15 protein-coding genes are annotated in these 21,273 nt (G+C 47.2%); 4 read left to right on the top strand and 11 right to left on the bottom strand.

The genetic code is table 11. From position 1 onward, the window contains the following. Positions 1-325 precede the first annotated feature (325 nt). Positions 326-2,416 carry a tetratricopeptide repeat protein gene (locus QZW82_RS29965; protein ID WP_293157282.1) on the bottom strand — a complete coding sequence of 697 codons (2,091 nt, stop codon included), beginning with the start codon at positions 2,414-2,416 and terminating at the stop codon, positions 326-328. 302 nt (positions 2,417-2,718) lie between these two features. Then, positions 2,719-3,588, bottom strand: a complete 870-nt coding sequence (locus tag QZW82_RS29960) for a 6-carboxytetrahydropterin synthase (protein WP_293157279.1) — start codon at positions 3,586-3,588, stop codon at positions 2,719-2,721. A gap of 422 nt (positions 3,589-4,010) precedes the next feature. On the opposite strand from QZW82_RS29960, the gene QZW82_RS29955 reads away from it, so the two are divergent. Next, positions 4,011-5,513, top strand: coding sequence for a cyclic nucleotide-binding domain-containing protein (locus tag QZW82_RS29955; protein ID WP_293157276.1), 1,503 nt, complete (start codon positions 4,011-4,013; stop codon positions 5,511-5,513). 185 nt (positions 5,514-5,698) lie between these two features. Here QZW82_RS29955 and QZW82_RS29950 read toward each other — a convergent pair whose 3' ends face one another. Beyond that, a complete protein-coding gene (locus tag QZW82_RS29950) occupies positions 5,699-6,379 on the bottom strand; it encodes a J domain-containing protein (RefSeq protein ID WP_293157273.1) in 681 nt (226 codons plus the stop codon). Between the two features lie 492 nt (positions 6,380-6,871). Between QZW82_RS29950 and QZW82_RS29945 the strand changes: the two genes are divergently transcribed. Then, positions 6,872-8,533, top strand: a complete 1,662-nt coding sequence (locus QZW82_RS29945; protein ID WP_293157270.1) for a glycerophosphodiester phosphodiesterase family protein — start codon at positions 6,872-6,874, stop codon at positions 8,531-8,533. Between the two features lie 85 nt (positions 8,534-8,618). Here QZW82_RS29945 and cysK read toward each other — a convergent pair whose 3' ends face one another. The 8 genes from cysK to psbD all read right to left on the bottom strand — a co-directional run bounded on the left by cysK (position 8,619) and on the right by psbD (position 19,722). Then, a complete protein-coding gene (cysK, locus tag QZW82_RS29940) occupies positions 8,619-9,581 on the bottom strand; it encodes a cysteine synthase A (RefSeq protein WP_293157267.1) in 963 nt (320 codons plus the stop codon). A gap of 156 nt (positions 9,582-9,737) precedes the next feature. Further along, positions 9,738-11,045 (bottom strand): transposase, encoded by a 1,308-nt coding sequence (locus tag QZW82_RS29935; protein ID WP_293157264.1) that lies wholly within the window; start codon positions 11,043-11,045, stop codon positions 9,738-9,740. Between the two features lie 237 nt (positions 11,046-11,282). Continuing rightward, positions 11,283-11,723, bottom strand: a complete 441-nt coding sequence (locus QZW82_RS29930) for an Rrf2 family transcriptional regulator (protein WP_293157261.1) — start codon at positions 11,721-11,723, stop codon at positions 11,283-11,285. A gap of 247 nt (positions 11,724-11,970) precedes the next feature. Continuing rightward, positions 11,971-14,163, bottom strand: a complete 2,193-nt coding sequence (locus tag QZW82_RS29925; RefSeq protein WP_293157259.1) for an iron uptake porin — start codon at positions 14,161-14,163, stop codon at positions 11,971-11,973. 291 nt (positions 14,164-14,454) lie between these two features. Next, positions 14,455-16,101: an HD domain-containing phosphohydrolase gene (locus QZW82_RS29920; RefSeq protein WP_293130927.1), complete on the bottom strand. Its 1,647-nt coding sequence runs from the start codon at positions 16,099-16,101 to the stop codon at positions 14,455-14,457. Between the two features lie 245 nt (positions 16,102-16,346). Further along, entirely contained in the window at positions 16,347-17,567 is a 1,221-nt protein-coding gene (locus QZW82_RS29915; protein ID WP_293130930.1) for a transposase, read from the bottom strand. Between the two features lie 33 nt (positions 17,568-17,600). Then, entirely contained in the window at positions 17,601-17,894 is a 294-nt protein-coding gene (locus tag QZW82_RS29910; protein WP_293130933.1) for a 4a-hydroxytetrahydrobiopterin dehydratase, read from the bottom strand. A 769-nt stretch (positions 17,895-18,663) separates the two neighbouring features. After that, positions 18,664-19,722, bottom strand: coding sequence for a photosystem II D2 protein (photosystem q(a) protein) (gene psbD / locus QZW82_RS29905; RefSeq protein ID WP_293151173.1), 1,059 nt, complete (start codon positions 19,720-19,722; stop codon positions 18,664-18,666). Between the two features lie 411 nt (positions 19,723-20,133). Here psbD and QZW82_RS29900 point away from each other — a divergent pair, with 411 nt between their 5' ends. Beyond that, positions 20,134-20,406 (top strand): hypothetical protein, encoded by a 273-nt coding sequence (locus QZW82_RS29900; RefSeq protein WP_293157255.1) that lies wholly within the window; start codon positions 20,134-20,136, stop codon positions 20,404-20,406. Next, positions 20,403-21,101 carry an ABC transporter ATP-binding protein gene (locus QZW82_RS29895; protein ID WP_293157252.1) on the top strand — a complete coding sequence of 233 codons (699 nt, stop codon included), beginning with the start codon at positions 20,403-20,405 and terminating at the stop codon, positions 21,099-21,101. Before QZW82_RS29900 ends, QZW82_RS29895 begins: the two co-directional genes overlap by 4 nt. The last annotated feature ends 172 nt before the right edge of the window (positions 21,102-21,273 follow it).

The following is a 21,273-nucleotide window of genomic DNA, read 5'->3' as shown; positions in this document are numbered from 1 at the left end:
CGGCAATGGTAATTTTAGGTTTGAGTTTCATACAGGTAAACCCTAATTAAATAATTTGTAGTTACTCAACAATTATTCTCCAATATACCATATTCTGCTAATCTAAAGTTTAGATGCGTTCGCCCTGCTGTACGGGTGCATCTGGTTTTTGAAGCCTGAAGAAGCATGACCGCATCTAAGTTATTAGTTATCATCCCATATTGATTGCGGTCATGCTTCGCCCCTACACACATATTTGCCAAAGCGAGATGCACCCCGCTGTACTCCGCATCACCAGATTTCTGGGATTGCGAAGCTCAGTGAAGGCGGTGTACTTTATGCCTAACTAACTCTCCGAAGATTCAGAAGATTCTTCAGATTGTGGCTGGTTTTGAGTATCTTTTTCGCCTGCGGTAAATTCTTCTGTATCCTGTTTTAATTCTGAGGCAATTGTGCCTCGATCGCGCCAAGCTTCGGCATTTTCTGGCTTGATGGCAATGGCTCGATCGTATGCTGCCATTGCTTCTTCGTAGCGCTTTAATTGCGACAAAGCTGTACCGCAGTGGTGCCAAGAATCGTAGGATTCGGGCTGAATCGCGATCGCCTTTTCGTAAGCTGCGATCGCTTCTTCATGACGCTGCATTTTTGTCAAAGATTCGCCTTTGCCAAACCAAGCTTCGTAACACTCGGAATTAAGCGTGATTGCTTGGGAGTAAGATGCAATTGCTGCTTCGTGTTGTGATAGTTTGTCGAAAGCTGCGCCTCGGTTGTGCCACACTTCAAAATCCTGCGGTTTAATGGCAATTGCTTTGTCGTAGGATGCGATCGCCTCTTGATGGAGCTGCATTTTTCCCAGCACGGCGCCTCTATTGTACCAAACTTCGTATTTGTCGGCCCGGATCTCGACAGCTCGATCGTAAGAAGCAACAGAATCAGCGTAGCGGAGCAATCTCCACAGCATATTACCTCGATTGTACCAAGTCTCGTATCTCTTGGGATTGAGCTCGAGAGCGCGATCGTAAGAATCGACTGCGGTGGCGTACTGCTGTACTTTACCCAGCATCGCACCTCGGTTGTGCCATATTTCGCTGTCGGTTGTTTTGATAGCCAGGGCGCGATCGTAACTGGCGATCGCCTCTTCGTAATGCTGCAATTTACCCAACAAAGCTGCTATGCTGTGCCAACAACCGTATTTTCTCGCCTCGCTCGAACTGGCTCGTTCGTAACAGGCGATCGCCTCTTCGCATCTTTGTAATTTTCCCAGCAAATTCGCTTTATTGTACCACGCTTCGTAATGATCCGGTTTAATTAAGATTGCTTGGTCGTAACTGGCGATCGCCTCTTCATGGCGCTGCAATCTAATTAATACATTGGCGCGCCAATACCAAGCCTCATCCGCATTCTTGTTCGTTAAAATAGCTTTTTCTACGCAGGCTAATGCCTCATCATAATTGCCTTGAAAATAAAGCTTTTCGACTTGCTTTATATAATCGTCAGCAATCAAAGTTTGTCCGTCACTAGCAGGTACTGTTGCAGAAGTTTGTGCATTATTTAACTGCGGTTGAGGTGCGAGTTTGACAGCTTGTTTGGCAACAATTGCCGGAACCTGGGAAATTTCCTGAACAATTTGAGATTTTTTCTCGTCAACTTCTGTTACCAACACTTGCAGGCGCATGATAAATTGAGATTTGAGAGTCTCAATTTGCTCGACGGAAGATTTGGAAAGTTCAGTTTCTCTAGTTAAAAAATCAAGCGATTGTTTAGCTGCACTCATTTGTGCCTCTAATTCATCCCTCATTTTTTGAGTCAGTTGGCGAGAGTTGAGCAACTCTGATTCCAACACACCAATGCCGTGCAATCTTTGATTGGCATCAGCAACCAACTGTTTGACTACCAGCCTGCGGATCGCCCAAAAAAAGGCGATTGTCACCGGTGGCAAAATAGTACCGAGAATTAGTAAAATATTCAGCAGAGTTATGGTATTGTTAAAACCATATCCAGTTTCTGCACTGCCAGTCCGTGGAGAGAAAAAATCGAAAGCGTCGCGAACTTGGGGACTGCTTTTAACCCCAGTTTCGATTAATTTAGCCAGCCATGTTTCTTGTAAAGATTTTGTTAGTTCATCGGTGGCTATAGCAGCAGGATTCGCCTTGGTTTTCACAGCAGGAGATAACTCATCGCCGGCCGCTGCTACCAGCAAACCAGTCTGGGATTTTACCGCAATTCGTGGGGAAAATTGTTCGTGGGCGATCGTCTCGGGCGCGCTCATTGACTCCGCCGGACGAGATACGGTATTATTTATGGCATCCACAAAGTTGCTGGCCTGCGGTGTCCCACCAGAGATGGGAGGTGCAGCCGGAGCAGCGTTAGTTTTAGCAGTTACATTCTGGGATGCGAGGGCGGCCAGAGTCAAGAGAGCTACATTTGAGACTCGCATAAACGTCAACTCACCTAGGAGAAATTAGTGTTGTTTGTCCGCGATCGGGCGATCGACCTCATACTCTCAGCAGTGACAATAGCTTTGATGAGGAATTCAGGGTTACTATCTCCAAAATACGCGCTGCGTCTGACTTGTCAGGAAAAATGCCAATAATTATCGCCGCACAACTTGTCTCAAAGAACACTTTCCCGCACCTAATCCGCCTCCAATCGTCCTCGGAATCATTAGGGTGGCTGCACCAATCTGCACAATTTGCCTCATATCCGGCTAAACCACCCCAAATCACCCGATTTCTACCTCTAAACCCCAGCTAAAACTGCTGACTGTTGCTGTTGTACCGCCGCTGCATCCAAATCGGCACCGTAAATTTCACAGGAATTATTCGGACTTTCAATCAGCTTAATCTTGTGCAACTCGGCGCCCAATTCCCGAACGGGCGATCGCAACAATTGCCCGATCCGAACCGCAATATTCTCCGCCGTTGGCACAACCTTCTCAAAATAAGCAATATCCTTATTTAAAAAAGTGTGATCGAAAGGTTCAACAACATAATCATCAACAGCTTTTTGCAAAGCTCCCAAATCAGCAATCATCCCAGTCCGCGCATCAATTTCCCCTTTAACAGTCACCTCTAAATGATAGTTGTGACCGTGACCGTTAGGACGAGCACATTTGCCATAAATTTCCGAGTTTTCTTCAAAACTCAAATCGGGACGAGCCAACCGATGGGCGGCACTAAAATGAGTGGACAGAGTTAGATAAGCTTCCATGCCATTTCCTAAATATTCAGCCCAAAGTTCCGGGTGTTCAAACAATTGAATTTTGCTCACAGGCAAATGAGGAGCTAGCCGCAGCCAAATTTGCCGTGCTATGTTTTCGGTAGTTGGCAGAGTCTGCCCAAATTCCGGCCATGCTTCGTTAAGGTAAGAAAAATCGAGATCCTTGGTAACTTCCCGCTTGATGACGTGTTTGACATCAGACAGGTTGAGCACCATGCCGTACTCGTCGAGTTCTCCTATCATGGAAACGTAAAGAACGTAATTGTGTCCGTGTCCCGGTGCGCGGGCAGTTGGGCCAAACCGCTCAAAGTTCTCGGCTTCGCTCAACTCCGGCAGCCAGTACCGGTGACTCGCCGAAAACTGGGCCCGACGATTGATGATGCACTGCATAAAAGTCAAGTAGGGTAAGCTTGTTAAGTTCTGTAAAGGACTTACTTCTTAAGGATAAACTAATTTTTGCTGGAATTTTTCGATAATTTTAGGGTGCTGCGAATGAATTTCTACCAATTTTCGAGATATTGGCAACAGGTTGTCTCACCAGGTGCTAGGCTGATTCTGGAAGACAACACAGATATCGCGGGCAGAAAATACCGCTACAAAACAGTTTCTCGCTCTCAGTTGCTTTTCCATCAGTTAAGAATTTTTGAGAAAGTGCGATTCCCTAGAGAGTAGCTGCACCTGACGACATTTTTGCAATACAGCGAACTCTACACTTCGGGTTTTTCGCATAAACTCTGCCACAGTCAGGAGTTTGCGGTTCAGTTGCCAGCAAAACTAATCATCCATCACCAATTACTCATTACCAAATCTTAATGAATTGGATTACCGAACAAGCCGATCGCTTTTTTGAAAATTTGTATGGTGCGATCGCAACTCCGCTATTTTATATCGGGGACACTCATCTGTCCATTAGTGCGATCGTCAAACTGATAATATTAGCTATATTAGCCTTCGTTATAGCTCGTCTCATCAGTGAAGGAATCAAACGCAGCCTGCTAGTTAAGATGGGATTGGATCGGGGGAGTCGAGAAGCAATTTCCACCATCATCAGCTACATCTTAGCAACCCTTGGCTGTATATTCGTCATGCAAGGTGCAGGGCTCAACCTCACCTCTCTGACAGTCTTAGCTGGCGTCGTCGGCATTGGTTTCGGCTTCGGCTTGCAAAATCTCGCCAGCAACTTTATCAGCGGTTTGACTCTACTATTTGAGCAGCAAATTCGAGTCGGAGACTTTATTGAGATTGACCATTTATTAGGAACAGTTGAAAATATTTCCATCCGTTCCACAATTATCAAAACAATCGACGGACTATTTGTAATCATACCAAACATCAAGTTTGTCGAAACCAACATTATTAACTGGAGTTATAGAGACCCCAGATGCCGCGTCCACATCCCCGTCGGCGTTGCCTATGGAACTGACCCAGTATTAGTTACAGAAGCACTGTTAGTCGCTGCGAGACTGGAATCGAATATCTTATCACATCCTTCTCCGAAAGTTTGGTTTCGCGGGTTTGGAGATAACGCTTTAGATTTTGAACTGTTAATTTGGATTGACCAGCCACAGAAAAGCGATGAAATTAAAAGTGCGGTCAACTTTTTAATAGATTATGAATTGCGCCACCGCAATATCGAAATTCCATTTCCCCAGCGGGATTTGTGGCTGCGGAACCCGCAAGAGTTAACCAAACATTTTCACAATAATCACAAAGACGATAATTCAAACGGTCAAGTTTACCCCCAGAATGCCAAACATTCAGCCGAACTCAAATCTAATTCCACCGTTTCCGAGCCTAAAAAGCAAGGGGTTAAATCCCCTAATAATTGGACGCTACGAGATTTGTTGCGGCGAGTAACTTATTTTGAACAGTGTACAGATGTAGAACTGCGGCAGTTAATTGAATACGGCTACCGACAACTTTTTCCAACAGGACAGATTGTCTGCAATGAAAATGACCCTGGCGACTCTTTTTATATTATTCTTTCTGGTTCTGTAGAAGTTCTTTCTCAAAAAGCCGATCAGTATATTGCGACGCTTCACGAGGGCGAGTTTTTTGGGGAAATCTCTTTGCTGTTGGGAACTCCGAGAACGGCGACTGTTAAAACTAGCGAAGATGCAATTTTGTTTGTGGTGGAACGCCACGACTTGCAAAAACTTTTAACAGAACAACCGAATTTGGCGGATCAGATTGCTCAAAAATTGTCTGAACGCCAGCAAGCTTTGAGAGATTTGGGATTGTTAGAGGGCGACTCTCTGGAACAAACTCCTTTTATTAAAATCCGGAAGCGAATTCAAGTTCTTTTTGGAATTTGACAGTTGAAAGTTGACAGTTGACAGTTGTCCTTAGGAATTGGGAATTGGGAATTGGGAATTGGGAATTGGGAATTGGGAATTGGGAATTGGGAATGAGTTAGAAGTTATTTGTTATTGATAACCAATAACCAATAACCAATAACCAATAACCAATAATCAATAACCAATAACCAATAGCTTCTTCACTAACTTCTAATTTTCAATTCCTCCTGTGCTTCCCGCCGCAGTCTAGCAGCAATTCTAAACAGTTCTTGACCTGTGTGCAAATGGCGATCGTCATAATTGAGGGTAAATAAATGCAATTCTTCTATGCCATCTCCCACTTGATTGATGCAGTAGTAAAGATGGGCCGCAACTCCGGCTACATTAGATGGATTGGGCATCACCCTCAGAAAGTCATTAGCTTTTGAAAGAAAATCGCGACAGGTTTCGATATAAGCTTGAAACTTTTCGATCAGTTCATCATCGAACGGATCTGCTGACAATTCGTTTATTTCCTTTTTCAGCGGCTTCAAGATGTTGTTGAGTATTCGATTGACTGGTTTGTATACTTTAATCAGCCACTGTTCCATGTGTTCGTCGGCGTCCCGCGCTGCTTGTTGTCGCTGGCGGGTGACGTTTGGTGCGTAGGGCGATTGCTCTTCGCTGGGCTGGGAGATTTGGCGATCGTAAGATTGTCTTTGCTGGGCATCTCCTAATATTTCATAGGCTGCATTGAGGCGAACAATCTCTTCGTGACCGGCTGTTGAACTCTGGCTGTCTGGATGAAATATTTTGACTAAACGGCGGTATGCTTGTTTAATCTCGGCTTGGGTTGCTGTTGGGCTAATTTTTAGGGTTTTGTAGTGATTGGTAACGGAAGACACGCTATTATTTCCTTGAAATCTGGATAATCTGCGAAAAAGTGCTTGACAAAAATATCATTATTTGCTAAAGTTATAGCTATTTACTTGATGTAAAACAATGTCAAGTCTAACTTAAAAACCTCAGTTTTCAAATTATAGCAGTCGGTAAATGAGTTAGGAAAAGTTCTTGTAGGGCGATCGCTGCTATCATCTCATCCGATGAGGAGAAATACCGCCACAACAGCACTAGGTGGCTATTACTATTTATTAAGCGTCAATGCGGTTGCTATATTACATCCTTCTACTCGTTTACACTCATCCGTTGCCTAATTGCGTGTTGCTGCGGGTGAGTACCTCAAGCTAGTTGAAAACCGCCCGATCGTGTTTTTGCCGTTGCATAACTAAAAATTAAGCAATTGATAGTAATTACTTAATCTTGCCGTGATAGTTTTTGATTGACCTTAACCAAAAGTCAAAGTAATTATCTTTGAGTCAATCAGGGAAATCAAAATCATGGCACTTAAACAGCAAATTATCCATGCTTCCAACCTTGACGGTGGAGTTCCAGCGATCGACAGCAACCTCAAAGATACCGATCGGCATCCATCTGAAGACAAGGAGATTCAAAATTTAGCTGTTCGCACAGCTTCAGCGGTACAATCTGATTCTTTTTTGCTGACAAATAGCAATGACAATTTCACAATTACCCCTGGCTTACTCAAGGGAATACTGGGCGGAATTTCGGCGCTGGGCGGTAACGACAATATTGTGGGAAGTGTTGATTCAGACCAAATTAATGGAAATTCTGGTAATGATTCACTGTCTGGTGCGGGCGGAAATGACACCTTAATTGGCGGTCAAGGTAATGATATCTTGCTAGGGGGAGATGGCAACGATTTTCTCAGCGGAGATAAAGGTTTAGATACTCTCACGGGCGGTGTCGGAAATGATACGTTTTTGTTGCGCCGCACTCAGGGTGCTGATATTATTACTGATTTTGGAGCGAGCGATCGCTTGATTTTGGACAATCAACTGCAATTCTCGGATTTGTTGATCGCTAGCACCGGGATAAATACCACAATTAGCCTCCGAGATGGCACTTTGTTGGCAACACTAAATGGAGTACAAACTATTAACGCGAACAATTTTGTTGAATTACCCCGCCGTCCTTTAATTATCGGACATCGCGGCGCAAGCGGCTACCGCCCCGAACATACCCTAGCTGCCTACGAATTGGCGATCGAGATGGGTGCAGATTTCATTGAACCCGACTTAGTGGCCACTAAAGATGGAGTGTTAATCGCCCGCCACGAAAATGAAATTTCGGGGACGACTGATATTGCCAAGCGACCGGAATTTGCCGATCGCAAACGCAAAAAGACAATTGACGGTCAAGAAACCGAAGGTTGGTTTACCGAAGATTTGACCTTAGCCGAAATCAAAAGCTTGCGGGCGCGGGAACGCTTGCCAGAGTTGCGTGGCACGGCATTTGACGGTCAATTTCAGGTGCCAACACTTCAAGAAGTAATCGATCTAGCTAAGCGTAAAAGTACCGAAAAAGGGCGGACAATTGGAATTTATCCAGAGACAAAACACCCGACTTATTTTAAGTCAGTTAATTTGCCTTTAGAGCAGCGATTAGTGCAAGTGCTGTCTGCTAATGGATATACCAAACGTACAGATCCGGTGTTTATCCAATCCTTTGAAGTGGGGAATCTCAAAGAGTTAAATCGCTTGACAGAGTTGCCACTGGTACAGTTAATGGATGACTTTGGAGAAAAACCTTATGATTTTGTAGTGAGTGGCGATCGCCGCACTTACCGCGATTTAATGACACCCCAAGGGTTGGCAGAAATCAAAACCTATGCTGACGGCATAGGGCCTTGGAAACGAACAATAGTTGTCGAAGGTACTGATAAGAAATTACAGCCAGCTAATACTTTAATCACCGATGCTCACCAGGCTGGGTTATTAGTTCATTCTTACACTTTCCGCAATGAATCTCCTACTTATGTGGCTTCAGAGTATGGCGGCAATCCTGCTTTGGAGTACGAACAATTTTACCGCTTAGGTGTAGACGGTGTGTTTAGCGATTTTCCCGATACAGCTTTTAACGCAGCGGCGCGGCTTTTTCCTTTCTCCAGCGTAGACTCTTTAAAAGGCGTGACTTTTTAGGCATTCGATTGTAGCTAAAAACGCAAGCAGGGCGTATTTTCTAACGCCCTGCTCTCAATTTATGCGATTTTCAAGCGCAGTTTGCTTAGTTGACAGCCACAGCCAGATTGAGTTCTGGATCTTGGAACAACGGAGTGCTCAGATAGCGTTCGCCGAAGCTAGGCTGAATCATCACAATCAATTTACCTGCATTTTCAGGACGCTTGCCGACTTTCAAAGCTGCACACAGTGCCGCACCGCTGGAAATACCGGACAAAAGTCCTTCTTCTCTGGCTAAGCGCCGCCCGTAGGCGATCGCCTCGTCATCGGTAACAACTATCACTTCGTCGATCGCGTTTACATTCAGCACTGGCGGCACAAAACCAGCACCGATACCTTGAATTTTGTGAGGCCCGGGCTTTCCGCCCGACAGAACTTGACTGTTTGCTGGTTCAACGGCGATCGCCTTAAATCCAGGTTTCCGGGACTTAATCACCTCTGCAACACCAGTAATCGTGCCGCCAGTGCCAACTCCAGAAATCAGGAAATCCACCTCGCCGTCGGTATCTGCCCAAATTTCCTCAGCCGTTGTCGAACGGTGAATGTCCGGGTTGGCTGGATTCCGAAACTGCTGCAACATATACGCATTCGGAGTTTTGTCTACAATCTCTTGAGCGCGCCGAATGCAGCCGCTCATGCCTTCAATGCCGGGAGTCAATTCTAGTTGAGCTCCGTAAGCTCGTAACATCGATCGACGTTCCGTACTCATCGTATCCGGCATCGTCAAAATCAACTGGTAGCCCTTTGCCGCCGCCACCATGGCCAAAGCAATTCCGGTATTGCCAGATGTTGGTTCTACTAAAACCGTTTTCCCGGGAGTAATCAACCCTTCTGCCTCGGCTTGATTGACCATATTGACACCAATCCGGTCTTTTACTGATGCGGCCGGATTCATGCCTTCGAGTTTGACTACAATCCGAGCCAAGCAGCCTTCAGCTTGGGGAATGCGGTTGAGTTGCACCAGGGGTGTGTGCCCCACCAATTCTGTAATGTCGCCAGCAATACGCATAATCTTTGTCTGGTTGTTGTTGAAAGTAAATGTTAATTCTTAGTTGGCAATATTAAGCTATTGCGTATTGAGATTTAACTTTTAGGGCTAGCTCTCTCGCCTACCGCACTGATTGTTTGAAAAAACAGGATTGTCAACTACCCAGCATCAAGCGGGCTACCGCACGAGATGTGGGCTTGTATCTGAGCTCCACCGCAATTCCGAGAATCTTTGCAGAATCTCAGCTTTAGTTTCACGGCCCGACACATCAGGGGATGCTGACAAGCTCCCCGTACTCGTCCAGTCTTGCCGGACAAGCAACGTTCTCATGGTAATATTTCGCGCACCTACCAAATCAGCATGAAGCTCATTCCCGCAACATTCACAGCGAAACAACAATCCTTTCTTCGGTCTATTGTCGGCCGAAGTATGCCCGCATTTTGGACAACTTTGTGAAGTGTAATGCGCCGGAACTTTAGTGGCTAGAGAACCATTTAGATTGGCTTTGTAGTCAATATAACTGTGCAATTCGGCAAAAGACCACTTAGCTTTATTCCGATTGGCTTGACGCTGTTTCTTGCTCGCCTTCTTGCCAGACTTAGATTTCGTTCTTGACCGGATTCCGGTCAAGTTTTCCAATCCAATTAAGCTATTGGGTTTGGCAATTTCTTTGCTGATTTGGTGGTTTACGTCAGCGATAAACCGTCTCTCTCTTCCCGACAAAGCAATTAATTTGCGCTTGGCCGAACGAGTGTCTTTCCGCTGAAGATTTTGTCTGGCCTTGTGATAGCGATTGGCTTTATATCTGGCTGCTTTCCCCGAATAGAACTTAGACTTATTTTGCAAGTCTGTTTCTACAGCCAAGTAGCGCATCCCCACATCAACGCCAGAAACTCTGGTTATTTTCAGTGGGTCAACTTCAGGCGTTTTTACTTCAATACTCACCATCAAGTAGTAAGCTTTAGAAGAGCGCTGATAAACAATCTTTGCTGCTCCAACCTTAGAGCCGCAGGCAATCAAATCTAAATGCTTGTTGTACCCGTCATAGGTCACTACTATTCTACCAGCTAGAGTGATAATGCTTACTCGTTGCTCGGTTTTAAACGAGTAGTCGCGCTGATAGTTCAATGTGCAGGTTCGAGACACATACTTAGGAACTTTATCCAATCCTTTGTATCGTTTCTTGGTGTACCCTTTGACAATAGCATCGTTAGATTGTTTGACCTTAGTCCAGAGAGTTTTATAAGTTGCCGACACCTGCCTGGGTACGTTGCAAGCCATCTGAGCGCCGAGTCCAAAACGAACTCGCAATTCGTTATAGACAGCCTTCTGCAATTTCAGGCCATTGCTGGTTTTACCCGCATCAAAAGCAACTTGCGAGGTATAGTTCAAAGCGTCACGGTAAGCCAAAGCAGTCTGAGCTACCAGAGCTTTTTGCTCGGCGTTCAGATTTAGCTTTAACTTGGCGGTGATCGTTTGGGACATTGCTTTTCACAAATTTTAAGAAGATTGTATCTCGTGAAGCCGGAGAAAGCAACTGGTGCAGCCAAAGAATTTGCACAGTGAGTCGATCGCCCGTTACCCTCCGGCATCTAAAGCTATCGTTTTGGTTCGGGGTGGCTCTCTTGACTCACGCGCATTCCTCCCGACGCTCACCGCTCGTACAGGTAGAGCGCGGGACTCCTGCTGGCTTAGTTGAAAATTAGACCGGCCTCGGCTTGACTAGATGTAATACATAATATTGAGCTGCCGTCTGCCATTGCGTTTTTCGCACAGATCTTGTAGCGTATATTTCTGCAACACTGAGTTAGCGATCGATCGCGCTTCTTGCCAAACTTCCCAAATCACAGCACTTTCTACAGTTTGAGCAGGCGAGTCTTTTTCGGAGCGATCGAACTCTGAGCCTTCGAGACAGTTGATAATTTCGAGCAGTGTAATTTTCCACGGTTCCCGCGCCAAGATATAACCACCCTTAGCTCCTCGCTGGCTGCGAATCAGCCCGCAGCGTCTCATGGTAGCGAGCAACTGTTCTAAATATCGATCGGGAATATTTTGCTGAGCAGCTATCTGGCGAATTTGGAGGGGTTCGCCCTCATCGTAGCAATCGGCCAGCTCCAGCAAAGCTAAGATTGCGTATTCGCTTTTACAGGAGAGTTCTACCATATTGCTTCAACTACCAGAATTCTCAACTCCGAAGTCAGACGTTAAAATTCTTCTCAATGTTGAGTTAAAAATTATAAATCCTAATTTCTTATTATACTCCGGTTTTCCACCGAACTTAATAGACTTTCATAAAAAATGCCGACACTGAATTCGTCCACCGCACAAAAAAGCCCTGCCGGAAGCAGGGCTAAATTTGACCTCAAGTTGCCAGCAGAGACGGTATGACCCGCCCTGCTCTAAGTCGCTCTTAGAACGTGAAAGTAGTTCTCAGAGTACCAATAATGATGTCGTCATTATTGCTATTTTGATTTGGGTTGGTAATCCAAATGACGCCCGGAGTCACAGCAATGTTATCCGAGAGCTTGAACTTGTAGAAGCCTTCAAAGTGCCACGAAGTATCGTTGCTGAAGTTCCGCAAATTGCCAGGAGCCTCAAGTTTATCCAAGTAAGGCTCACGACCTACCACAAAGCCCAGCAAGTTGCCTTCTTTCCCTAAATCGGGCAAAGCCAAAGTGGCTGCGTAGTTCCAAATTCTCGCATCGCCGAGGCCGAGAATACGAGCATTGGTTAAACCAGCCCAGCCCCCAATGATAAATCTCGGGCTGAGTCGGAACGAAGCCTCAGCACCGTAGGAGTTGCTGACAACTTTGCGAGCGCGGAAGCCGCTAAAGCCTTCGCTCAAACCATTGATGGAATTAGCCACGCCCGTGCCGGTGAAACCGCCGAGTTTGCCTGGGCCGTTCCCCAAACCGTTGTCAAACCCGAAGTTACCTCTGGTAAAGTAACCGTGGTTGTAAGTGAGAGCAACTTGCAAGTTGCGTCCCGGGGTAAAAGTCAACTGCCCCATCGCTGCGTAGTCACCGTTGAACAAGCCTGCGCCTTTGGTGGGACTTGCTGGATTTGACGCCAAATATCCGAAGGACAGAGAAGTTGGGCCGAACACGCCGCCCAGCAGGCCTCTGCCACCGAAGGCGTAATCGAAGCCGATACCAGCACCGCCACCTAGGCGATAAATTGGGTTGCTTTGACCGAACGCGCTGAGAGAGCCATTACCGCCGTCAAAGTCTTCAAAGTAAGGGTTGACGGTAGGAATGAAATCGTTCCAAACACCGTTAGCGGCTTCAATGGTAACGTTCAACCGATTGCTAGCGGGGAACTTGTAAAGCAAGCTGCCCAAGTGAAAAACGTTGTCTGTGCGGCCGACTACGTTCCAGGTTTGAGTACCTTCGCTCGTCGCCCCGAGGTTAAAGTTTTGACCGTTGCCCACATCCAGTCTGGTGAGCAACAAGTCTCTGCCGGTGAAGCTCGTATTTAAGTTGAGACGTACCCGCTGTTGGAAGACGGCTTCGTTGTTACCCGTACCGACTCTTCTGTTGTCTCTGCCAAACAAGCCATCATTGCCACCAAAGTCGTCGCTGAGGGCAAAAATTGCTTCCCCAGTCAGTTTGGTAGTAGTTGAAAATTGGTTAGCTTCGAGTTCGGATGTCCGAGCTTCCAGAGCATCGACGCGGCCGCGCAAGGTTGCCAGTTCTGCTGCAAATTCTTCCTGGAGCCGTTGGAGGGCTGCCAAGTCGTCTTTGGTCGCTAAGTTGGTTGTACCTGCTTTAATTAGCTCGTTAACTTTGTCTAAGCAAGCGTTTAAACCGGCGGCGAATTCGTAGCGGGTCATTGCCCGGTTGCCGCGGAATGTGCCGTCCGGATACCCGGCAATACAACCATAGCGCTCGACTAGGGATTGCAGTGCTTGGAATGCCCAGTCTGTGGGCCGCACGTCGGAAAGTTGAGATACTGAGGTTACTTGAGCCTGAGTTTCCCCGCCAGAACCTTCGCTGCTGTACTCGTTGACCTGTTCTAATGTGGCGGCTGGGTTTTGAGCTTGTGGTGCGACAGTTTGGGCTAGAGATTGGGCCGGAGAGGGCAAATTTTGTTGTGCCTGCTCTGCCACTGCCGGGGCAGTAGTTTCTAATTGAACTGCACTGATTTGCTCCCCGACAGCGGTAGCTGCTGGGGCTGGATTTTCTAGTTTGGCTGCCGCTGAATTTTCTACTGGTTGAGCGACTGTTGGCTCAACTGCTGCTAAAGATTCAGTTACAGGTTGTGATGCAGCTTCAAGATTTGTTGCTGCGGGGTCTGTAGTGGCGGAGGCGATCGCGCTGCCCGTTGCAGCAGGGCTGGCATCTGCAATCGCTGGCTTGGTTTCGCTGCCTGTTCCTTGGGCAATTTCTTCGACTGGCTTTAGTGCTGCGGTAGTTTCGTCAACAGCCGCTAAAGCATTAACTTTGGCTTCGGAGGTTTGGCCTGTTTCAGCTTGGGCAGCTTGAGGCTTGAGCGCATCAGCAGCTTGCTGAGCGTCTGCTGCCATCGCGCTCGAAGAAACTACTAGGGTAGCTCCTAAGACTGCTGGGCTGATTAGTAGGTAACTCCACAAAAATTTCGACATATTCACTCTCATCCTCACACCGATTACAGAGAAACTTTTCGAGTCTTCTATGTGGTCAGTAGTTGCTAAACCAGCATACTTTAAAAAGACACCTAAAATTCACTTTTTCTTTTGATTCTTGGGAACTAACTGAGTGTATGGATGCGATCGGCTGCTGTCGGATACGTGTTTTTTACTACGTACTCAACGGCCTCAAAACCTTGCCATACTTGGACTTTGGATTGATTGGACTACTGACACATTAGGCGCTCGATAGCCTATTTACTTTTTAGCACAGCACGTCCGAATCGTCTAGGCTGATTCGACTTTTGCATCCAAACCGTGTCCTAGGACGCTAAAGACTCGGCGACGGTCGAATAGTTCCAATAAATCGGCGTTGATTTTGTTGTGAGCTGCTTCTTGCCGCAAAATTTTCATTGCTGCATCTGTTCGCAAAGCTCGTTTGTAGGGGCGATCGCCCGCTGTTAGGGCGTCATAAATATCGGCGATCGTCATTAATTGCGCTTGAATGGGGATTTCTGTCTGTGTTAAACCTCGCGGATAGCCTGTCCCATCGAGTTTTTCATGGTGTCCGTAGGCTATTTGGGGAACATTTTTTAGATCCTTTGTCCACGGAATTTGGCTGAGAAATTCGTAAGTGTGAGTGACGTGGGATTCGATCGCCGATCGTTCTGCCGGCGTCAGGTTGCCCCTCGACACCATCAATTGCACGATTTCGTCTGGACTCAGCAGGGGTTTAATTGCCCCGTCTATATCTCTGTAAGTTTGCCGAGAAAGTTCTAGCAGTTGAGCTAGGGGTTCTTCTGCCAAAATGTGAGGTTCGTTGGCCTCTAGCAGGACTTCCCAATATTCTGCCAATCTGGTTTTTGCCTCTGCTAGCGACGTGTCTAGCTGTTCTATTTCCTGGCACTTAGCGCACTCGGGGCCAGAGTCTGGGTGTTTTCGGTAAGCTGAATGCTCTAGCAAATATTTATATTTAGACTGGACGCATTCCATTTCCAGCGTCCGCTGAGCTAGGGCGAAACGGTGGCGAATGATTTCTAGCTGTGAGGGGTAGAGCTTTTTCTGCTTGGTCAAAACTGCTTCTGGTACTCCGATTTTGCCAAAATCGTGCAGCAGGGCGGCGTAGCGAATTTCTTGAATTTGACGGTTGTTAAAGTAAATAGAGCGCAGCCATCCACTGCTGACGGCGTTTACTTCTTCTGACAGGCGTACTGTCAGGGCTGCGACTCGTTCTGAATGGCCGAAGGTACATGGATCTCGGGCTTCTATGACTTGCACGCTTGCTTTGACGAAGCCCTCGAACAAGTGTTCTATGCTTTCTTGAAGTTGATTGCGCTCGATCGAGATTGCTGCTTGAGAAGCGAGCGATCGAACGATCCTTTCTTCCCACTCGGAATACTGCTGCGTCGATTCCCAGGCATTCTCTGCCGTCAGCACCTCATCTGCCTTTTTTTTGCGGTTGATCAGTTGCAGTACGCCGATTGTCTCGCCCTGTCGGTTTTGCATCGGCAACACCATTACCGAGCAAGTGCGGTAATTAATATCCCTGTCAAAACTCGTATCTAGCTGGTAGGGTACGCCGGGGGGCAAGTCATAGGCATCAGACAGGTTCAAACTTTGACCTGTAACTGCCACGTATCCCGCCAAGCTTTTGTCTGTCAGCGGCAGGGCAAACTCCTTAAACGACAGTCTGGGTTTAGAACCGTTTTGGGCTACCTTGAACAGCAACTTAGATTTCTCGTCGCTGTGATCTACTAAATAAACGCTGCCCGCATCGCTGTAGGTGATTTCCCGGCTTTTGGATAAAATCAAGTTTAACAAGCCGCCCAAATCGGGGGCGCTAGAGAGCGCCGCGCCAATATCCAAAAGCTTTTCTATTAGCTCTGTTCTTTGAGCAGATTCGTTCAAGAACTCTGGCCTTTCAAATACGATCATGGTCGGAGGATGGCGAATAGCCTTTAATACATTGGACTTGTTGCATCTCGACTTTCTCACACCCGATTTTAACCCAGAGTCGATATTTTCTTTTGAGCGAGCTTTCTGCTCTTGGGACTGTCGCTAGATGCAGTGGCGGCTCGGAAAATGAGAACTCTTCTAATTTAGCGCAGAAATCTCTTGGGCTAGCGCCAGGTCTTTCTCAGTTAACCCTCCGGCATCGTGAGTTTTGACAACTCCCCTGCCTAAAGGCGAGGGGATTCTTGGCTCAACGGGAGTCCAATGACTTTACCCTCACCAAAATTCACCGCGATGTGCCCCACCGCTGTATATCCACGTTGCATCACCACCTGGGCAGCAGCAACATCTCGGTCTGTCTTATACCCACATTCCGGGCATTCATGCACCCGCTCAGAAAGCTCTTTCTTGCCCGTATGCGTTTGGCAATTCGGGCAAGTTTGACTCGTTCCATTTGCATCGACCTTGCTGAAATGCTTGCCTCGCTTGAAGCAGAGATGCCCCAAGATGTTAAGGAACTGCCCAAATCCAGCGTCTAAAGTGTGCTTGCTCAGCATCCCGGCAGACATGGCTTTCAGGTTTAGATCCTCAGCAAAGATAGAATCTGCTCCATCACAAAGATGATGTGCTGTTTTGAAATGGAAGTCTTTGCGAGTATTTGAGAGGGTTTCGTGATGTCTTGCAATGCGATGTTGTAATTTCCGCCATGCGTTAGACCCTTTCTTCTTGCGTTTCAGTTTGCGTTGCAGCGATTTCAGCTTGCGTTGCCCATCAACAAAGAATTTGGGTCTAGCAATTAACTCACCATCAGACGTTGCTAAAAACGAAATCAGTCCTAAATCAATCCCCACTGAATGCCCTGCAATGGGAGGCAGAGGAATGGTGACATCACATTGCAAAGTGAGAATGGCATAGTAGCCTGACGCTCGCTTCACAACGCGAATCTGTTTCACCTCAAATCCGTCTGGAATCGGTCTGGACAGACGCAGCTTCACCCAGCCGATCTTAGGCAGGTTCACGTCATTGTCTCCATCCCATGGACGCAAGACCTCTAAATTGAGTTGGGGAAATAGGAACGACCGCATCCGTTTCTTGAACCGAGGGAATCCATGACCCCGTTCCCACATTGCCACAAATGCGGCTTCGAGTTGTCGCAACACTTGCTGCAAAACATGAGTATGAGGTTGCTTCAGTTCCAAAATTGATTTCTTTGCCGCCGCCAATGATTTGCACTGACTCGCGAAGGTTGGACGGGGAGCATCAGCAGGAAGAATATATTCCCTATTGATGCTACAGGCATTGATGCTGCACTTGCGAGAATTAACCCAATCTTTTCGCTGGGCCAGCGCGAAGTTATAGACCTTGCGGCAAATTTCTAGCCACAGGTCGATAGTTTCGGCTTGCTCAGGTGTGGGAATGAGTTTGTACTCGAAGTTGTAGTTCAGCATAGACGTACTATAGCAGACTGAATAAACCAATCATCATTTATTCAGAATCCTCGATGAGTGATTTGGATATCGAAAAGCCGCCGTGGGACGGCGGGGCTTGTGACCCATTTCTTCGGTCAAGTTAACTGTTACTTTGTTATAGGAGATTTCTATGTCGGGGTGATGTCCTGCGGCTTCTGAGGGGGCGACTAACTTATTCACAAAGGCGATCGCGCCGATAAAATCTTTAAATAAACGGGTACACCGCAGTTGCCGACCTTGCACCGTCCAGCCCGATAATTGACTGGCGCGCTCTTGAATTTCAGTATCGTTAAGTAGATCTGCCATAATTTTTTTTTTATTTTGGGATAAGCTTTTTGGGAGATTAACAGCCAACCTGTAAAAAATCCGACCAAAAACTATCCGCTCTCACCAATAGTGTTGAGGCTCAAGTTTTAATACTTAAGATTTAACACTATTTGAGGTGAGAGCGGTCTAGCGGGTCTTCAGATTAGAACCTGACTGCCGGGAGAATCCCTAGCTGAGCCTGGTTCCCGATGGAATTCGTTTCCAGTTGGAAACGACGGCTGACTGCTAGTGAGCGGCCCCGGCGCACAGCCGGTAGTTTCCAATCTGATGACCCATGCATTTACTACTTTCTATCATGGGCATCACCTCCAGGATTAGCTAAATGGCTTAATATGTGAACGCACCTCACCCAAATACAAGATCTGGTGTGAGGATTTGTGCGCTAGCTTTTGCCAGCGTAACCGAAAGAACCTGCGTTCTGAGTATCATTCCAGTAATCACAATCATTAGAATAACACAAGGAATTAGAAGTGGGGGGATGCAAATTAATATTTTTGCAAGATGTGTACCAAATATTGTATCGATCTCTACAGCCAGCGGGCGATCCTCTTCGAGGGCTTCGCTAACGAGCTTTTGAGCAGATTGCTTTCTCTGTGGGGCGGGTATAAAGGGGGAAATGTGCGATCGGATTACTGAAATCAAAAAAGCTCCTACCAAGCGGCAGGAGCTTTTTAAACATTGAGGGTAAAGCCTAAACTAATTTATCTTACCCTTTCAAAATGTTGCAATTTTTGATACTTCGCACTGATTAGAGAGCGTTACCGCGAGGTAGAACTTCTTCAGGGAAGATGAAGTTTTCGTGGGGTTGGTCGGTCGGAGCCATCCAAGCACGAATGCCTTCGTTAAGCAGAATGTTCTTAGTGTAGAACGTTTCAAACTCAGGATCTTCAGCAGCGCGCAATTCTTGTGATACGAAGTCATAAGCACGCAGGTTTAATGCTAAACCGACGATACCGATGGAGCTCATCCACAAGCCTGTGACGGGTACGAACAGCATGAAGAAGTGCAACCAACGTTTGTTGGAGAAAGCAATTCCGAAGATTTGCGACCAAAAACGGTTAGCTGTAACCATGGAATAGGTTTCTTCTGACTGAGTTGGGTTAAAAGCTGGGAAAGTGTTTGCACCTTCGCCATCTTCAAACAGGGTGTTTTCCACGGTGGCACCGTGGATAGCGCACAACAGCGCGCCGCCCAAGATGCCTGCAACGCCCATCATGTGGAAGGGGTTGAGCGTCCAGTTGTGGAAGCCTTGCAGGAATAGCAGGAAGCGGAAAATTGCTGCGACGCCGAAACTGGGGGCGAAGAACCAGCCTGATTGACCCAAGGGGTACAGCAGGAATACCGACACAAACACGGCGATGGGGCCGGTGAATGCGAGGGCGTTGTAGGGACGGATGCCGACTAAACGGGCGATTTCGATCTGACGCAGGCAGAAGCCGATCAGTGCGAAGGCGCCGTGGAGGGCGACAAATGCCCACAAACCACCGAGTTGGAACCAGCGGGTGAAGTCCCACTGTGCTTCGGGGCCCCACAGGAACAGCAGGGAGTGTCCGAGGCTGTTGGCTGGGGTGGAGACTGCGACGGTGAGGAAGTTGGCTCCTTCGAGGTAGGAGCTTGCCAAACCGTGGGTGTACCAGGAGGTAACGAAGGTGGTGCCGGTTAACCAGCCACCGATTGCCATGTAAGCGCAGGGGAATAGCAGGATGCCAGACCAGCCTACGAAGACGAAGCGATCGCGCTTGAGCCAGTCGTCGAGTACATCAAAGATGCCTCTTTCGTTCTCGGCGCGTCCGACTGCGATTGTCATTACGCTAATCTCCAAATAGATATAATTACAACGGATTTGTCTCTAGTCATTATTGCCCAAATCTTGATCTGCTTAACAGAAAGTGGGTTGAATTATGAACAGAGTTTACTTTTCTTTACCGTATTTAAGATTATAGGGGTAATTCTTTACAATGGCAAGCATTTCTTCAAGAAGTTCGGGATCTTGACTGGTGCCGGAAGTCCTCTAAGTTCTCGAATAAACCCGAAATCCTTGCCGGCAGGGGGGCGGCGCCCTTACAGAAAGCGATGTTTTTTACCGCAATACTTTGTTACAGCCCGCCGAAAGAGTAAAAAACCGGGTTTTTTGAGTCTTGATGCGTAAGTCCTGTCCTAAGTCCTGTCCTATATATATACTGATGGTAGAGTTCCAAACTTAGGTTTTTAAGACTATATGTTCAGCATTGACATGATTGTGAAGAACACGCCCGTCTCCTTGTCGGTGCAGCGGAAATCGGTGGAGGACGCTGAGGCTGTTTACCAGCAGGTTTTAGAGGCAATGCGTAACTCCCAACCGCAAATTTTGGAACTTACTTGTGAGAAAAATACTGAGAAAAAGGTAGCTGTTCTCAGCAGCGAGATTTCTGGGGTGGTGATTTCTCAGAAATCGGGAAGTGCTTCTACAGGTAGGGCACCGGGTTTCGTTTCGATGACTTTGGCAGAATGAGGGCTGGGGGTGTGGGCGCCGATATGGGCCAGTCAGCGGTTGCGGTGCGGGATTTGGGTTTTTGCTGGCCGTCGGGCGATCGAGTTTTGCAAGGTTGCTCTCTGGATGTACCCAAGGGTGAGTTTTGGATGCTTTTGGGTACTAACGGTAGCGGCAAATCTACGCTGCTGAGGCTGATGGCTGGGCTGCTGCACCCCCAATCGGGTGAAATCGATCTGGGCGGGCGCGTGGGTTTTGTATTCCAAAACCCAGATCACCAGTTGGTAATGCCGACGGTGGGTGCGGATGTGGCTTTTGGTTTGGTTGAGGAAAGGCTTTCTAATCTTCAGGTGCGCCAGAGAGTGGCTGAGGCTTTGGAGGCGGTGAATTTGCTGGATTTACAACGGCGGCCGATTTATGCTTTGAGTGGGGGCCAGAAGCAGCGGATTGCTTTGGCTGGGGCGATCGCCCGTCATTGCGAAATTTTGCTGTTGGATGAACCTACGGCTTTGTTAGATCCTGATTCTCAGTTGGATTTGGTGGCGGCGGTGCAGCGGTTGGTGAAAAATCGTGGGATTACGGCTTTGTGGGTGACTCACCGTTTGGATGAGTTGAATTATTGTGATGGGGCTTTTTTGTTGGAAAAGGGCCAGGTTGTCGATCGGGGAGATCCGGCGCGTTTGAAGCAGCGGTTGATGCAAAGCCAAGATGTTTAACTATTCGATCGGGTTTGTAGTAAGGACTTTAGTCCTATCTTAATTCGTAATTGCTCAACCCCCTTGACAAGAAGACAAGATAGACATTAGATAAAGGAATGGAAAAACTCCCCGACCTAAAACAACTATCGAACGAGGCAAAAGAAGCCTTGATAGTAGAGCTATGGGAGAA

Origin of the sequence: Microcoleus sp. bin48.metabat.b7b8b9.023 (assembly GCF_013299185.1) — a bacterium.
Taxonomy (GTDB): Bacteria; Cyanobacteriota; Cyanobacteriia; order Cyanobacteriales; family Microcoleaceae; genus Microcoleus.
Note: the sequence above shows the minus strand (reverse complement) of the source record. Positions and strands in the feature narration are given on the sequence as shown.

What these genes read in the sequence shown, in the direction of transcription:
- QZW82_RS29915 (WP_293130930.1), bottom strand. Translation starts at nt 17,567, where the DNA reads ATGCTGAACTACAACTTCGAGTACAAACTCATTCCCACACCTGAGCAA.
- QZW82_RS29960 (WP_293157279.1), bottom strand. Translation starts at nt 3,588, where the DNA reads ATGCAGTGCATCATCAATCGTCGGGCCCAGTTTTCGGCGAGTCACCGG.
- QZW82_RS29955 (WP_293157276.1), top strand. Translation starts at nt 4,011, where the DNA reads ATGAATTGGATTACCGAACAAGCCGATCGCTTTTTTGAAAATTTGTAT.
- QZW82_RS29900 (WP_293157255.1), top strand. Translation starts at nt 20,134, where the DNA reads ATGTTCAGCATTGACATGATTGTGAAGAACACGCCCGTCTCCTTGTCG.
- cysK (WP_293157267.1), bottom strand. Translation starts at nt 9,581, where the DNA reads ATGCGTATTGCTGGCGACATTACAGAATTGGTGGGGCACACACCCCTG.
- QZW82_RS29895 (WP_293157252.1), top strand. Translation starts at nt 20,403, where the DNA reads ATGAGGGCTGGGGGTGTGGGCGCCGATATGGGCCAGTCAGCGGTTGCG.
- QZW82_RS29930 (WP_293157261.1), bottom strand. Translation starts at nt 11,723, where the DNA reads ATGGTAGAACTCTCCTGTAAAAGCGAATACGCAATCTTAGCTTTGCTG.
- QZW82_RS29910 (WP_293130933.1), bottom strand. Translation starts at nt 17,894, where the DNA reads ATGGCAGATCTACTTAACGATACTGAAATTCAAGAGCGCGCCAGTCAA.
- QZW82_RS29965 (WP_293157282.1), bottom strand. Translation starts at nt 2,416, where the DNA reads ATGCGAGTCTCAAATGTAGCTCTCTTGACTCTGGCCGCCCTCGCATCC.
- QZW82_RS29925 (WP_293157259.1), bottom strand. Translation starts at nt 14,163, where the DNA reads ATGTCGAAATTTTTGTGGAGTTACCTACTAATCAGCCCAGCAGTCTTA.
- QZW82_RS29920 (WP_293130927.1), bottom strand. Translation starts at nt 16,101, where the DNA reads ATGATCGTATTTGAAAGGCCAGAGTTCTTGAACGAATCTGCTCAAAGA.
- QZW82_RS29935 (WP_293157264.1), bottom strand. Translation starts at nt 11,045, where the DNA reads ATGTCCCAAACGATCACCGCCAAGTTAAAGCTAAATCTGAACGCCGAG.
- psbD (WP_293151173.1), bottom strand. Translation starts at nt 19,722, where the DNA reads ATGACAATCGCAGTCGGACGCGCCGAGAACGAAAGAGGCATCTTTGAT.
- QZW82_RS29945 (WP_293157270.1), top strand. Translation starts at nt 6,872, where the DNA reads ATGGCACTTAAACAGCAAATTATCCATGCTTCCAACCTTGACGGTGGA.